Raw genomic sequence first — 14,384 nt, forward strand, 5'->3', positions numbered from 1 at the left:
TCGGTCAACCAGGGGACATCGCCATGCAACCACTCACCCATCGGCGCCGCGCGCTGATCGTCTGCGCGCTTGCCGCCAGCTGCCAGGCCGCGCTGGCGCAGGACGCCGCGTCCACCACCGCGACGGTCGCCGCCGACGCCAGCGCCGTCGCGGCCACTGCGCCGGCCGTCGGCGACACCGCACCTACCTCCACGCCCGACACCGCGCCCGTCGCCGCCACCAGCGGCGACGGCACCACCACGCTGTCCAGCGTGATGGTCACCGGCGTGCGCAAGGCCAATGCCGCCGCGATCGAGAGCAAGCGCGCGGCCACCAACATCACCGACGTGGTCAGTTCCACCGACGTGCGCGCGCTGCCGGATACCACCATCGTCGAGGCGCTGCGCCGCATCCCGGGCCTGTCGGTGCTGCCGGCCACCGACAACGAGCACCCGCGCGACGAAGCCGCCACCCCGGTGCTGCGCGGCCTCGGCCCGTCCTACAACAACGTCACCATCGACGGCCTGACCGTGGCCTCGCCGGGCACGCCCAACGGCACGCTCGGCTCGATCACCCGCGGCGTGCGCCTGGACATCCTGCCGGCCTCGATGGTCAGCGAACTGCAGGTCATCAAGACCTTCACCCCGGACCTGGATCCGAACGCCACCGGCGGTGCGATCAACCTCAAGACCCGCAGCGCGTTCGAGAACGGCGGCAAGCCGTTCTTCACCGCCGAGGCCTCGCTGGGCCATGCCAACGACGTCGGCAAGCCGCGCGACCAGGACGACCCGGGCTACCGCCTGCTCGCCACCGGCAGCCGCACCTTCGGCAGCGAAGGCCAGTACGGCCTGACCCTGTCCGGCAACTACCAGACGCTGAGCAGCTACACCGAAACCCACATGACCACCGACACGGTGCACTACGGGTTCTACGACAGCACCGGCGCGCTGCAGAGCGGCACTAACCTGGGCAACGGCTGGGCCGTGCCGCAGCAGGACAAGTACTGGTACGTGATGGACAAGCGCGACCGCTACGGCCTCACCGGCAAGTTCGAGGCGCGGCTGAGCGAATCCCTGCAGGCCTACGCCATGGCCGGCTACTACTACTTCCGCGACAACATGGAGCGCAACGAGGTCATCCTCGATCCGCGCAACCGCAACCGCGTCTACAACCAGACCGCCACCAGCGGCACGTACCCGGTCGGCGACGTGGAAGTGGGCTACTCCAACCAGATCACCACCACCCGCACCAAGCTCGGCCAGACCGGCTTCGAGTGGCGACCGGACGACCGGCAGGTGCTGTCGGCGCGCGCGTCCTGGTCCGATGCCACCTATGCCGAGCCGATCAAGATGATCAAGTACGTCACCGGCGCGCAGCGCCCGGCGGCGGTGCCCACCGGGCAGACCGGCCCAGGCGTCACCGTGGTGCCGACGGCGGCCTATGGCTTCAACTACGACACCTCCGCGCTGAACCAGCGTTTCCCGATGGCGGCGCAGGCGTACTACAACTACGACAACTACAGCCTGCTGTACTGGCGCCCGGACTACCAGCGCAACGCGCGCGACAAGGTGCTCACCGGGCGCCTGGACTACGCCTTCAACCGTGGCGAGATGGACCGCGGCTTCGGCTTCGGCAGCGGCCTGAGCTACACCCGCGACGAACCCGGCTTCGACATCTATCGCGTGGAATACCAACCCAACCGCAGCGGGCCGCCGCTGAAGATCGCCGACGTGCTGGCGCCGTCCAATGCGCCGATGCGCTACCTGGGCCTGAACCTGATCGCGATCGATCCGGACAAGGCCAACCAGGTGCTGAGCGCCACGCCGCTGAGCGCGTTCAACCGCACCGACCAGAGCGCCTTCAGTAACCAGGACAACTTCAGCCACCGCGAAGAGATCTTCGGTGCCTACGGCCTGGTCGGTTACCGCGCCGACGCGTTCGACGTGGAAGTCGGCCTGCACTACGACCACACCGACCAGTCCACCGTCGGCCGCCAGCGGCAACTGGATGCGGCCACTGGCAGCTACGTCTACGTCGATGCTCCGACCGAGTCGCGCTACGCCAAGGTGCTGCCCTCGGCGGTGATGACCTATCACGTCAACGACCGCCTGGACCTGCGCGCCGGCGCCAGCCGCACGCTCGGCCGTCCGCCCTACGACGCCTATGCCGCGCGCACCTCGATCGGCTTCGTCAACAGCAGCGACATGGGCAATCCCAACGCGCAGGGCGTGACCGTCACCATCGGCAACCCCGACATCAAGCCGCGCGTGTCCACCAACCTGGACCTGTCGCTGGAATGGCGCCTGCCCGACGACTTCGACGGCATGCTGGCCGCGGCGCTGTTCGACAAGCGCATCCAGGACGAGATCTTCACCCTCTCGCGCACCGACCAGTTCAGCTTCAACGGCACCACCTATTCCAACGTGCTGATCAGCACCCCGGCCAACGCCGCCAAGGCGCACGTGCGCGGCCTGGAGCTGAGCGCGGTGTTCAACACCCTGTTCCCGGGCGTGCCGGCGCTGTCCGGCCTGGGCGCCAGCGCCAACCTGGCCCTGCTCGATGGCGGCATGGACGTGCCGTTCACCAGCGGCAGCGCGCCCAACCTGGTGCAGAGCCAGCGCACCGTCGATCGCCTGGTCGGGCAGCCGGACTACACCGCCAACGCCTCGCTGTTCTACACCATCGGCGGCGTCGAACTGCGTGCGGCCTACAACCGCCAGGGCAAGGCGCTGCGCACCATCGTCAGCAACATCGCCTGGCAGGATCTGTACTGGGCGCCGCGCTCGCAGCTGGACCTGTCGGCGACCTGGGCGGTGAGCAAGCAGCTCAGCGTGGTCGGCCAGATCAGCAATGTCACCCACAGCCGCCTCACCAGCTTCACCGGCCCCGGCGAGAACCTGCTGAAGGACAGTTATTCGATGCCGACCACCTACTGGCTCGGCCTGCGCTTCACCCCGTCGCTGTGACCGTTGCCGGAGACCTTCCATGAACCTGCTTTTCCCGCGCGGCGCGATCATCGCCGCACTGCTGACCGCGACGGCCCCGGCCGTCGCCGCCATCGCCCCGATCCAGGCGCGCCTGGCCGCACCCGACGGCGGCATCTTCGTCGTCGCCCATCGCGGCTGCCACAACCCCGCGCCCGCGCACGGCTTTCCCGGGCACGCACCGGAGAACTCGCTGCTGGGCCTGGAGCGCTGCGTGACGCTGGGCGTGGACATGCTGGAAACCGACATCCGCCGCGCCGGCGACGGCACCCTGGTGATGTTCCATGACGCTACCGTCGACCGCACCACCGACGGCACCGGCAAGGTTGCCGAACTGACCTGGCCGCAACTGGCACGGTTGCGCCTGCGCGACGACGAGGGCGGCGCCGACGCGCCGCTCACCGACCAGCATCCGCTGACCCTGCAGCAGATGCTGGCCGCGGCCAAGGGCCGGATCATGCTCAACCTCGACGTCAAGGCACCCATCTACGCCGAGGTGGTCGACGCGGTGCGCCGTGCCGGCATGGAGCGGCAGGTGGTGGTCAAGACCGAGGTCGGCGTCGCCAGCCAGGATCTGGCGTCGATGCCGCCGTTCGACCGGATCAACTTCACCCCGGTGCTGCTCAACCCGCCGGGAACCGACGACCTAGTGCAGACCGTGCGCACCCAGACCGGCGGCAAGGTGCGGCCGGTGGCGATCGAACTGCCGCGGATGCGCCTGGACCAGTTGCCGGCGGTAACGGCGCTGGCAAAGCAGCGGCAAGTACGGCTGCTGGTCAATACGCTGTGGGAAGGCTTCGTCGCCGACGTCGGCGGCGATGCCGATGCGGTGCGCGATCCGGAGGCGGTGTGGGGGCGGCTGTACCGCGCCGGCATCGGCGCCTTCCAGACCGACGAACCGGAAGCGCTGCTGCGCTATCGCGCGTCGCTGGAAAAGCCCTGACCCGCGCATGGCCGTTCCACTGTCCGTAATCGGTCGCTGCGCGACCGCTTGCGGACGCGGCGATTGCGCGCGCAGCGGTCGCGGCGCAACGGATTCAATGGGTTAGCGCGGTTCGCCGATTGGCATGCCGCCTGCTGTACAGCAGGCATGGATATCGCGAAGTCTCCGAACCGTTCGTTCTGGCGCCACCGCCGCCGCTGGCTGGTGGCAGCCGCTGCCGTGGCGATCGTGCTGGGCGTGGCGCTGCTCGGCAGCGGCCGCGCCGCGCCGCGGGTGGCGCGCAGCGACGTGTGGATCGATGCGGCCATGCGGGGCGAAATGCGCCGCGAGGTCCGCGCCAACGGCGTGCTGGTGCCGCGGCAGATCCGCTGGATCACCGCCGGGGCCCCGGCCACCGTGCAACAGCAATTGGTCGAGGCCGGCGCGCGCGTGCTGGCCGATACGCCGATCCTGCAACTGGTCAATCCGGAGCTGGACGCCGGCCTGGATCGCGCGCGCGCCGCGCTGGCCGGCGCCGATGCCGACCTGGCCGCGCTGCACGCCGCACTGGCCTCGCAGCTGCTGGACCAGCAGGCGCTGCAGGCGCAGGCCAAGTCCGAATTGCAGATCGCGCAGATCAAGGCCAAGGCCTACCGGCGCGGCCACGACGGCGGCGCGATCTCGGCGATCGACCTCACCCAGAGCCAGATCGTCGAGGCGCAGCAACGCAGCCGTGCCGACATCGAACGCAAGCGCGTCGCCGCGTTCCGGCAGAACATGGCGGCGCAATTGCGCGCCGCGCAGGCACGGCGTGCGCAGGCCGCCAGCGCCCTGGCCATCGCGGCGGAACAGGCCGCCTCGCTGCAGGTACGCGCCGGCAGCGACGGCATCCTGCAGCAGGTGGACGTGGAACCCGGCCAGCGCGTCGAGGCCGGCGCCAAGCTGGCTCGGGTCGCGCGCCCGGACGACCTGCTGGCCAGGCTGCAGGTGCCCGAAGTCCTGGCCAAGGACGTGATCGACGGCTTGCCGGTCGTCGTGGACACGCACAACGGCGTGATCCGCGGGCAGGTGGCGCGTATCGATCCGGCAGTGCGCAGCGGCAGCGTGGTGGTCGACGTGCGGCTGACGCCGCCGCTGCCGCCCGGCGTGCGCCCGGACCTGTCGGTGGATGGACGCATCGTGCTCGGCACGCTGCACGACGTGATCAGCATTCCGCGCCCGGCGCTGGCCGTGCCCAACACCGCCGGCAGCCTGTTCGTGCTGCGCGCCGGCGGCGAGACCGCACACCGCATCCGCGTGCGCTTCGGCGCCGCCTCCAGCGACCGCATCGAAGTGCGCGCCGGCCTGCGCGCCGGCGATCGCGTCGTGCTGTCCGACACCAGCCAGTGGAATGCCGACGCCACCTTGCGCTTACGCTAGCCTCACCAGGAGAGATCCCGCATGACCGCACTACCCGCACCATCCGCCGCGCCGCTGATCCACCTGCACGGGCTCAGCAAGGTGTTCCACACCGAGGAAGTGGAAACCCACGCCCTGGCCGAGATCGCACTGGACGTAGCGCCTGGCGATTTCGTCGCCATCACCGGCCCGTCCGGCTGCGGCAAGTCGACCCTGCTGTCGATCCTGGGCCTGCTCGATGCGCCCAGCGGCGGCAGCTATCTGCTCAACGGCCGCAGCGTCGCCGAGCTGGACACGGTCGGCCGCGCGCGCATCCGCAATGCCGAGATCGGCTTCATCTTCCAGGCCTTCAACCTGATCGCCGACCTCACCGTGGAAGAGAACGTGGCGCTGCCGCTGACCTACCGCGACGGCGCCCAGCGCAGCCAGATCCGCCAGCGCGTGCGCGAGGTGCTGGAACTGGTCGGCATGCAGCATCGCCACAAGCACTATCCCGGGCAGTTGTCCGGCGGCCAGCAGCAGCGCGTGGCGGTGGCGCGCGCGCTGGCCGGCAACCCGGCGATCCTGCTTGCCGACGAGCCCACCGGCAACCTGGACAGCCGCAACGGCGAGGCGGTGATGCAATTGCTCGAGCAACTGCACGACAACGGCACCACCTTGTGCATGGTCACCCACGACCCGGCGTTCGCGCGTCGCGCGCAGCGCATCGTGCACATGCTCGACGGCCGCATCGTCGACGAGGACACCTTCGAGCGGTTGCGCCACGAGCAGGATGTGGCGTTGCCGGCGCGCGCCGCGGGGCAGGCACGATGAGCGCCGCCCTGCATTGGGCCGAGATGCGCCAATCCTGGCGCGCGCTGGCGCGCAAGCCGGGTTATCTGCTGCTGGCGGTGCTGACCCTGGCGCTGGGCGTGGCCACCACCACCGCGGTGTTTGCGCTGCTCGACCAGGCCTTGCTCAAGCCATTGCCGTTCCCGCAGCCGGAGCGGCTGGTCACCCTCGGCCTGTCCAGCGACCCTGGCCGCAATGTCGCTGCACCCGGCTACTACCCGGTGTTGCGGCGCATGTCGAGCCTGCAGTCGACCGGTATTGCGCGCGGGTTCCCGGTGCCGGCCAACGTCGCCCGCGGCGCTGCCAGCGAGGTGGTCAGCGCGATCAGCGCCGATGCCGGCTTCCTGCGCACGCTCGGCCTGCCGATGGCGGCGGGGCGCAACTTCAACGACGAGGAAAGCCGGCCCGGCGGGCCGCAGGCGGTGATCCTCAGCCATCGCTTCTGGCAGCGCTATTTCGGTGGCGATCCGGCGGCGGTGGGGCGCACCCTGCAGGTGGAAGGCAAGCCGGTGCAGATCGTCGGCGTGTTGCCGGCAGAGTTTCCCTGGGCCGAACCGTTCGACCTGATCCGCAACATGCAGCCGGACCTGGCCGCGACCAACCTGTCCACCAACGAGATCGTGGTGGCAAGGTTGCGGCTCGGCGTCAGCGTGGCCGCCGCTTCCGCGCAGACCGCGGCGACGCTCCAGGCTCTCTTGCGCAACAGCCCGCACATGGACGCGTCGTGGTGGGCGTCCTTGCAGCGACGGCCGCCCAATGCGCTGCCGCTGCAGGACAGCCTGTACGCCGCCAACAGCGGCAACACGCTGTGGCTGTTCTTCGCCGCGGCCGCCTGCGTGCTGTTGATCGCCGCGATCAACCTGACCAGCCTGATGCTGTTGCGTGCGCTCGGGCGCAGCCACGACAGCGCGGTGCGCGCCGCGCTGGGCGCATCGTGGCTGCGGCTGAGCCTGCCGGCGCTGGCCGAAGGCGTGCTCATCGGCGCCCTCGGCAGCTTGGCCGGCTTGGCGCTGGCCTGGCTCGGGCTGCGCCTGCTCGGCGACTGGGTACCGCTGATGTGGATGCGCGGCGAGGCGCCGCACCTGACCGGCGCCAGCGTGCTGTTCGCGCTGCTTGCCGGCGGTGCGACGGCGCTGTTGGCCGCAGCGCTGGGCATCGTCCGCGGCCGCCGCCGCAATCTGGTGACTGAACTGGCTGGCGGTGGGCGCGGCGGTTGGAGCCTGCAGGCCGGTCGCCTCGGTCGCGTCCTGGTGATCGCGCAGGTGGCCATCGCCGTGGTGCTGCTGATCGGCGCGGCCCTGTTCACCCGCACCCTGCAGAAGCTGGCGGAGGTACCGATGGGCTTCGAGAGCCGCTCGGCGGTGGTGTTCACCCTGGCGCCGGTGAAGGAGCGCTATGTCACCGCGGCCGATGCGGTGGAGCAGACCCGGCGCATCGTCGCGCGGTTGCAACAGGTGCCGGGCATCGACCGCGTGGGGGTGTCGACCAATCCGCCGACGGCGACGCGGTTGAGTTGGAGCGTGGAGATCGATGGCGCGCCCTCCGTCGACAGCCAGTACCGACTGGCCACGCCGCAGTTCCTGGAGGTGTTCCGCATCCCCTTGCTGGCCGGGCGCGGGATCGCCGACAGCGACGTGGCCGGAGCCGAGCGCGTCTGCGTGGTCAGCGCCAGCTTCGCTGCGCGCTACCTGCACGGGCAGGCGCTCGGCAAGATCGTCACCGTGCCCGACGATGGCGGCGACCAGCGCCTGGCGATGCGCGTGGTCGGCGTGGTCGGCGACGTGCGCCACACCAGCCCGGCCGAGCCGCCGGAGCCGACGGTGTACCAGCCGCTGGCGCAGATGAGCGAGCCGATGTGGCAGATCATCCGCGGTTTCGGCGCCTTGACCTATGCCATCCATCTGCGGGCTGGCGCACTGGGCGCGGACGAGCGCGCGTTGCGTGCGGCGATCGACGAGGTGGCGCCGCAGCAGCCGATCGCCGGCCTGCAGCCGATGCAGGCGCTGGTCGCCACCACCACCGGCGAACAGAAGCTCAACCTGCTGCTGGTGGGCCTGTTCGCGGGACTGGCCTTGCTGCTGGCGGCGGTCGGCCTGTACGCGGTGATGGCGGTGGCGGTGGCCGCGCGCCAGCACGAGTTCGGCGTGCGCGCCGCGCTCGGCGCGCCGCCGGCACGGCTGCGCCGGCAGGTGCTGGGCGAGGCCGGCGTACAGATCGGCGTGGGCCTGCTGCTGGGCCTGGGCGTGGCGATGGCGGTGTCGCGGCTGCTGCAGCGGTTCCTGTTCGAGGTGCGCGTGGCCGATCCGCTGGCGATCGGCGCGGTGCTGCTGGTGCTGGCCGCGGCCGGCCTGCTCGCCGCGCTGGCGCCGGCGCGGCGCGCGGCGCGGGTGCCGCCGATGCAGGCCTTGCGCGCCGAATGATGGGCGCCGGCAACCGAGGCGCGGGCGCCGCGGCAGCGGCCGTGGCGCCTGCCGGTGGCCTGCCGCATCGCGGGTGCCGCGCGACACGCGCGTGGCACCCGCCGATGCCGTGCGCGGGCCGCGTCTGGCCGCAACGTGCGGCGTACGCCCTAGACTCTGCGCCATGAACGAGCCCCGTCTCCCGCCCTTGCCGCGCATCCTCGTCGTCGACGACCAGGCAGACGTGCGCGAGGCCCTGCGCATGCTGCTCAAGAGCGCCGGCTACGGAATGGTCGGTGCCGAATCGCCGGAGCTGGCGCTGGCCTGCCTGCGCGGCGACGCGTTCGCCGCGGTGCTGGTCGACATGAACTACGCCCGCGACACCACCTCCGGCGCCGAAGGCCTGGCGTTGATCGCGGAGATTGCCGCGCAATGGCCGGGACTGCCGGTGATCGCGATGACCGCCTGGGCCAGCATCGAGCTGGCGGTGGCGGCGATGCGCGAGGGCGCGGTGGATTTCATCGAGAAGCCCTGGCAGAACGCGCGGGTGCTGGCGGTGCTGGACAGCCGCATCGCGCTGGAGCGCAGCCGGCGCAGCGCGCAGCGGCTGGGCGAGGCGCAGGCGCGGCTGCTGCAGGACGGCGCGGCCGGCTTCGTCGCCGAATCGGCACCGATGCAGCGCCTGGTCGAGGACCTGCTGCGCATCGCCGGCAGCGGCGCCAACGTGCTCCTGCTGGGCGAGAATGGCACCGGCAAGAGCCTGCTGGCGCAGTTGCTGCACCAGTGGTCGCCGCGGCGCGCGCAGGCCTTCGTCAAGGTCAACATCGGCGGGCTGGCGCCGACCCTGTTCGAGGCCGAACTGTTCGGCCACGTGCGCGGCGCCTACACCGACGCGCGCCAGGACCGTGCCGGCCGTTTCGAACTGGCCGATGGCGGCACCTTGTTCCTGGACGAGATCGGCAACCTGCCGCTGCAGCAGCAGCCCAAGCTGCTGCGCGCGATCGAGGACGGCGAGTTCGAGCGGCTCGGCTCCTCGCGCACGCAGCGGGTGGACGTGCGCATTGTCGCGGCGACCAATGCCGATCTGGAGGCGGAGGTGGCGGCCGGCCGCTTCCGCCAAGATCTGCTGTACCGGCTCAACACGTTCCAGGTGCGGGTGCCACCGCTGCGCGAGCGCGGCGCCGACATCCTGCCGCTGGCGCGGCACTACCTGGCCGCCGCCTGCACCCGCTATCGGCGGCCGCTGCCGACGCTGGCGCGCGACGCCGAGCGCGCCCTGCTGGGCTACGCCTGGCCCGGCAACGTGCGCGAACTGGCGCACGCGATGGAGCGCGCGGCGCTGCTCGCCGACGGCAGCACCCTGGGCAGCGACGATCTGCGCCTGCAGCCGGCGACCAACGCCGCGCCGACACTGTCGACGCAACTGACGCTGGAAGAGGCCGAAGCGCTGCTGCTGAAGCAGGCGTTGGCGCAGCAGCAGGGCAACCTGCAGCGCACCGCCGACCAGCTCGGCATCACCCGGCAGAGCCTGTACCGGCGCCTGGGCAAGCACGGACTGCGCAGCGATGACGCCGGCTGAGCGGCAGCGCCGGCGGCCGTTGTGGCTGGCGGCACCGGCCGTGCTGGCCCTGGTGCTGGTGCTCGTGGCCGGCGCGCCGCGGTTGCCCGAGGCGATCGTGCTGCTGCTGTGCGTGCTGTTGCTGACGATGGCGCTCTGGCGCTGGCAGCAGCGCGATGCCGGGCAGCGCCTGCGTACCCTCGGCGGCCTGCTGGACGCGCTGCGCGAGGGCGACTACAGCGTGCGCGCGGCGCAGGATGCGCGCGATGCCGACGGCCTGCTGGCGCGGTTCAACGCCCTGGCGCAGCGCCTGCAGGACGAACAGCGCGATTCGCACGAAAGCCTGCAACTGCTGAGCAAGACCCTGGCGGCGCTGGACGGGGCGGTGTTCGCCTTCGAACAGGACCAGCGCCTGCGCCTGCTCAATCCGGCCGGCGAGCGCCTGCTCGGCGTCGCCGCGCAGCAGGCGATCGGGCAATCCGCGCAGGTGCTGGGCCTGGCCGGCCTGTTCGATGTGCCGTCGGGCAGCATCCAGGCACATGCGTTTCCTCGGCAGCAGGGGCGCTGGCAGATCGGCCACGCCGCCTTGCGCAGCCGTAGCCAGGCCGGGCGGCTGCTGTTGGTGCAGCCGATGGAGCGCGCACTGCGCGAGGAAGAGGCGCAAGCCTTCCGCCGCCTGCTGCGCGTGCTCAGCCACGAGATCAACAATTCGCTGGCGCCGATCGCTTCGATCGCCGACACCCTCGCGCGCCTGCTGGCGGCCGCCCCGCAGGCGCTCGACGCCGACTTGCAGGCCGATCTGCACAACGGGCTGGGCGTGATCGAACAGCGCAGCGCCGCGCTGCAGCGGTTCCTGGGCGGCTACGCGCGCCTGGCCAGGCTGCCGGCGCCGGTCCCGGCGGCGGTGGCGCTGGCGCCGCTGTGCGCGCGCGTGCAGCGGCTGCTGGACGATGCCCGGGTGCAGGTCGAGGTCGCGCCGTCGCTGCATGCGTGCGCCGACGCCGACCAGCTCGAACAGGTGCTGATCAACCTGCTGCGCAACGCGCTGGAAGCCGGCGGCAGCGCGCCGGTGACGCTGCGCGCGCGCGGCGACGGCGCCGGTGTGCTGATCGAAGTGCGCGACGGGGGTGCCGGCCTGCCGCCCAGCGACAACCTGTTCGTGCCGTTCTTCACCACCAAGCCCGGCGGTTCGGGCATCGGCCTGGTGCTGTCGCGGCAGATCCTGGAAGCGCAGGGCGGCAGCCTGCACCTGGAGGCGCGCACGGATGCGCCCGGCAGCGTGGCGACGCTGCGCCTGCCGCTGGCGTAGGGCGGGGTGGGGTGGGGTGGGGACGTTCGGCGGGATCTAGCCCGTGCACTACGTGCTGGCATTGCGCGTCCCCAGGAGACTCCATGCCGTCGTAGGAGCGGCTTCAGCCGCGACGGGCGTTCCCGATAGCGCCCATCGCGGCTGAAGCCGCTCCTACAAAACAGCAGCGCGTCAATCGCGTCGCGGCAACGGCGAACTGGTGGCGGTGTCCCGACGCCAGCTCCGCGCACCGTCGGTGCCGCCAAACGCGCCGGCCTGGTCCCGCTCGCCGCATCGCCGCCGCAACAGGCAAAATGGCCGCTTCCATCGGGAGCACGCATGCCACTGGACGACACCGCCGCCTCGCACGTCGCGCGGCGCCCCCGGCGCTGGACGCGCCTGCTGCCGTGGCTGCGCTGGGGCGCGGTGGCGCTGCTGTCGACCTTGCTGCTGCTCGACCTGGCGTTCCCGCTGCCGCTGCCGAAGTCGCGCGACACCTCGACCCTGGTGGTGGCCGCCGACGGCAGCCCGCTGCGCGCCTTCGCCGACGGCAACGGCGTCTGGCGCTATCCGGCCACGCCGGACAGCGTCTCGCCGCTGTACCTGCAGGCGCTGCTGAACTACGAGGACCGCTGGTTCTGGCAGCACCCCGGGGTCAATCCCTGGGCGCTGCTGCGCGCGGCCAAGCAGTGGCTGTTCTCGCGCCACATCGTCTCCGGCGGCTCCACCCTGACCATGCAGGTGGCGCGCATCCTGATGCCGCCCGAGGTCAGCACGCGCACGCCGTGGGGAAAGGCGCAGCAGGCGCTGCGTGCGCTGCAACTGGAAGCGCACCTGAGCAAGCGGCAGATCCTGCAGCTGTACCTGGAACGCGCGCCCTACGGCGGCACCATCGAGGGCGTGGAAGCGGCGAGCTGGGCCTACCTGGGCAAGCCGGCCGCACGCCTGTCGCAGGCCGAGGCGGCGCTGCTGGCGGTACTGCCGCAGGCGCCGAGCCGATTGCGCCCGGACCGGCATCCGGAGGCGGCGCGTGCGGCGCGCGACAAGGTGCTCGAACGCATGGTCGCGCTGCGCGTGTGGCCGCGCGCGCAGGTCGACGACGCGCGTATCGAGCCGGTGGTGGCGCGCTCGCTGCAGACGCCGCTGCACGCCGCGTTGCTGGCCGAGCGCCTGCGCCAGCAACATCCGCATGCCGCGCACATCGTTTCCACCCTCGATGCCGACCTGCAGCGCACCCTCGAAGACCGGGTCAGCGCCTACTTCTCGCAACTGCCCGAGCGCACCTCCGCCGCCTTGCTGGTGGTGGACAACCGCGACCTGCAGGCGCGCGCCTACATCGGCTCGGTGCAGTTCGGCGACCGCCGCCGGCTCGGCGACGTGGACATGGTGCAGGCCTGGCGTTCGCCCGGCTCCACGCTCAAGCCGTTCCTGTACGGCATGGCCCTGGACGACGGCCTGATCCACTCGGAGAGCCTGCTGGTCGACGCGCCGCAGAGTTTCGGCGACTACCGCCCGGGCAATTTCGACGAAGCCTTCAACGGCCCGATCGGCGCCGCCAGCGCGCTGCGCCTGTCGCTCAACGTGCCGGCGGTGGACCTGCTCGACCGGGTCGGGCCGGCGCGCTTCGCCGCGCGCCTGAGCAATGCCGGCATCGGCCTGAAGTTCCCGCGCGGCAGTACCCCCAACCTGGCGCTGATCCTGGGCGGCACCGGCGCGAAGCTGGAGGAACTGGTCGGCGCCTTCGCCGCGCTCAACCGCGACGGCATCGCCGGCCACGTGCGCTACAGCGCAACCGACAAGCGCATCGAACGGCGGCTGATGTCGCCCGGCGCGGCCTGGATCGTGCGCGAGATGCTCGAGGCCAATCCGCGTCCGGGCTACGGCGTCGGCACCTTCGACGTCGGCACGCGCCCGCGGGTGGCGTGGAAGACCGGCACCAGCTACGGCTACCGCGATGCCTGGGCGATCGGCAGCACCCGCCGCTACACCGTCGGCGTGTGGGTGGGCCGCCCCGACGGCACGCCGCTGCCCGGCCAGTACGGCGCGGTGACCGCGTTGCCGCTGATGTTCGAGACCATCGACAGCCTGCCGCGCCTGCGCGGCGACAACGCCCCGCGGCCGATGCCGGCGACGGTGCAGCAGGTGGACGTGTGCTGGCCGCTGGGCATCGCCGCCGAGCAGACGCCGCCGTCGTTGTGCCAGCGCCGTTTCTCCGCCTACGCACTGGACGGCGCGGTGCCGCCGACCTTCGCCGAGCGCGATGCGCGGCTGTGGAGCGCCGGCCGCGAGACCGTGCAGGTGGACGCGCGCAGCGGCTTGCGCCTGTCGCCGGACTGCGCACAGCCGCATGAGGCGGTCACCCGCGACCTGGCACGTTGGCCGGCGCTGCTGACGCCGTGGCTGCACGCCAGCGAGCGCCAGGCCGGGCAACTGCCGGCGCTGTCACCGGACTGCCGCGACGACGGCCGTGGCCGCAGCGACGTATTGCGCATCGAAGGCCTCAACGACCGCGCGACCCTGGCGCGCGCGCCGGGCAGCGCCAGCGTGCGCCTGCAGGTGCGCGCGCTGGGCACGAGCACACCGGTGGACTGGCTGCTGGACGGCCGCTGGATCGCCCGCACCGAGGGCGCACGCACCTTCCAGCGCGACTTCGCCGATGCCGGCGACCATACCCTGACCGCGCTGGCCAGCAACGGCGCCTGGACACAGGTGCGGTTCCGGGTGTTGCGCTGAGCAGCGGTGGCGCGCGTGCTCGTAGAAGCCAACTGTCACGCAACGACGACGATCAGAGTAGGCGGACGATCCGACCTCGGAAGCAGTCGGGACTGAAGTCCCTCCCACAATCGCTTCCGGACACCAACAAGCGTGAGTCCCTGCGAGAGTCGCGGTCGCTTGGCTTTGGCTAGTTGCTTTTGCTCTTGCTTTTGACTTGCCGGGTTCCCTTCCGAAGCGGCGGCCATCGCGGGGAAACACCCGAAGGGCGGCGCACATGGATGTGCGCCGTCCGCGGCAGGGGCAGGATGCC

At 71.5% G+C, this 14,384-nt stretch carries 8 protein-coding genes; all 8 read left to right on the forward strand.

The window, feature by feature from the left end; translation table 11 throughout:
• Positions 1-23: 23 nt before the first annotated feature.
• The 8 genes from PIQ37_RS19220 to pbpC all read left to right on the forward strand — a co-directional run bounded on the left by PIQ37_RS19220 (position 24) and on the right by pbpC (position 14,092).
• The gene (locus PIQ37_RS19220; RefSeq protein WP_342074693.1) at positions 24-2,945 is read left to right on the forward strand and encodes a TonB-dependent receptor; all 2,922 of its coding nucleotides are present in this window, start codon (positions 24-26) and stop codon (positions 2,943-2,945) included.
• A gap of 19 nt (positions 2,946-2,964) precedes the next feature.
• Complete coding sequence (locus PIQ37_RS19225) at positions 2,965-3,906, forward strand: glycerophosphodiester phosphodiesterase family protein (RefSeq protein WP_342074694.1); 942 nt, start codon at positions 2,965-2,967, stop codon at positions 3,904-3,906.
• 147 nt (positions 3,907-4,053) lie between these two features.
• Positions 4,054-5,304 (forward strand): efflux RND transporter periplasmic adaptor subunit, encoded by a 1,251-nt coding sequence (locus PIQ37_RS19230; protein WP_342074695.1) that lies wholly within the window; start codon positions 4,054-4,056, stop codon positions 5,302-5,304.
• Between the two features lie 21 nt (positions 5,305-5,325).
• On the forward strand, positions 5,326-6,096 hold the full coding sequence (locus PIQ37_RS19235; RefSeq protein WP_342074696.1) for an ABC transporter ATP-binding protein: 771 nt from the start codon (positions 5,326-5,328) through the stop codon (positions 6,094-6,096).
• On the forward strand, positions 6,093-8,534 hold the full coding sequence (locus PIQ37_RS19240; RefSeq protein ID WP_342074697.1) for an ADOP family duplicated permease: 2,442 nt from the start codon (positions 6,093-6,095) through the stop codon (positions 8,532-8,534). Before PIQ37_RS19235 ends, PIQ37_RS19240 begins: the two co-directional genes overlap by 4 nt.
• Before the next feature lie 163 nt (positions 8,535-8,697).
• Complete coding sequence (locus PIQ37_RS19245) at positions 8,698-10,092, forward strand: sigma-54-dependent transcriptional regulator (RefSeq protein ID WP_342074698.1); 1,395 nt, start codon at positions 8,698-8,700, stop codon at positions 10,090-10,092.
• Between the two features lie 799 nt (positions 10,093-10,891).
• Positions 10,892-11,380, forward strand: coding sequence for an ATP-binding protein (locus PIQ37_RS19250; RefSeq protein ID WP_342074701.1), 489 nt, complete (start codon positions 10,892-10,894; stop codon positions 11,378-11,380).
• A gap of 318 nt (positions 11,381-11,698) precedes the next feature.
• Positions 11,699-14,092 (forward strand): penicillin-binding protein 1C, encoded by a 2,394-nt coding sequence (pbpC, locus tag PIQ37_RS19255; RefSeq protein WP_342074699.1) that lies wholly within the window; start codon positions 11,699-11,701, stop codon positions 14,090-14,092.
• The last annotated feature ends 292 nt before the right edge of the window (positions 14,093-14,384 follow it).

Origin of the sequence: Xanthomonas protegens, assembly GCF_038442435.1 — a bacterium.
GTDB classification, from domain to species: domain Bacteria; phylum Pseudomonadota; class Gammaproteobacteria; order Xanthomonadales; family Xanthomonadaceae; genus Xanthomonas_A; species Xanthomonas_A sontii.

What these genes read in the sequence shown, in the direction of transcription:
- PIQ37_RS19220 (WP_342074693.1), top strand. Translation starts at nt 24, where the DNA reads ATGCAACCACTCACCCATCGGCGCCGCGCGCTGATCGTCTGCGCGCTT.
- PIQ37_RS19225 (WP_342074694.1), top strand. Translation starts at nt 2,965, where the DNA reads ATGAACCTGCTTTTCCCGCGCGGCGCGATCATCGCCGCACTGCTGACC.
- PIQ37_RS19230 (WP_342074695.1), top strand. Translation starts at nt 4,054, where the DNA reads ATGGATATCGCGAAGTCTCCGAACCGTTCGTTCTGGCGCCACCGCCGC.
- PIQ37_RS19235 (WP_342074696.1), top strand. Translation starts at nt 5,326, where the DNA reads ATGACCGCACTACCCGCACCATCCGCCGCGCCGCTGATCCACCTGCAC.
- PIQ37_RS19240 (WP_342074697.1), top strand. Translation starts at nt 6,093, where the DNA reads ATGAGCGCCGCCCTGCATTGGGCCGAGATGCGCCAATCCTGGCGCGCG.
- PIQ37_RS19245 (WP_342074698.1), top strand. Translation starts at nt 8,698, where the DNA reads ATGAACGAGCCCCGTCTCCCGCCCTTGCCGCGCATCCTCGTCGTCGAC.
- pbpC (WP_342074699.1), top strand. Translation starts at nt 11,699, where the DNA reads ATGCCACTGGACGACACCGCCGCCTCGCACGTCGCGCGGCGCCCCCGG.